Here is a 520-nt window from a genome sequence, read left to right on the forward strand (position 1 = left end):
CAAGGCATTCTGGCTTAGTCCCTTCTTTTTTTGACCGAAAACAAAGGACTTTCACAATAATCAAGCAAGCCGGAGGGTGCTGCTGCACACTTCCGGCAGAAGGAGGATATAGTGGGTGCTATCAAAGTCTTCTTGAAGGAGGTTGTGCTTCCGATCACGCTTGCGTTCTGCCTTGCGTCATTTCTCAAGCCGATCTATATGCCTGACGGCGTATGCGACTACTTCCTTATGTGGATCTGCGTTGGATTACCGTTCGGCATCCGGAGGATGTGCCTCTGGCTCGTTCCCAGCGGTTACGGTATCTCCGGCTCAGTCGGCATCTTCGCATTGAACTTAATCATAGGCGGTCTCATCGGAGGACTCGCCTTCTTCATCGGGCTGCTGCTCGGTGTCATTCATACCATCCGGGAAATCATCTGAACTACATCGTAAACGAAGAGGGTTTGTTTCTTCTCCAATTTGGAGTAAGAAGCAAACCCTCTTTTTTTGTTGCCCAAAAGCCGGAATATCTGCTGGCGAT

General features: G+C 49.6%; 2 protein-coding genes. One reads left to right on the forward strand and one right to left on the reverse strand.

Going from position 1 to position 520, the window contains the following annotated elements:
- The first annotated feature begins 144 nt into the window (after nucleotides 1-144).
- Nucleotides 145-420 (forward strand): DUF6050 family protein, encoded by a 276-nt coding sequence (locus H8711_RS13945; RefSeq protein ID WP_249283919.1) that lies wholly within the window; start codon nucleotides 145-147, stop codon nucleotides 418-420.
- Here H8711_RS13945 and H8711_RS13950 read toward each other — a convergent pair.
- A partial coding sequence (locus H8711_RS13950) for a hypothetical protein (RefSeq protein ID WP_249283920.1) occupies nucleotides 334-520 on the reverse strand: 187 nt, incomplete at its 5' end. The genes H8711_RS13945 and H8711_RS13950 overlap by 87 nt on opposite strands.

The organism is Ligaoa zhengdingensis (assembly GCF_014384885.1).
In the GTDB taxonomy this organism is placed as follows: Bacteria; Bacillota; Clostridia; order Oscillospirales; family Ruminococcaceae; genus Ligaoa; species Ligaoa zhengdingensis.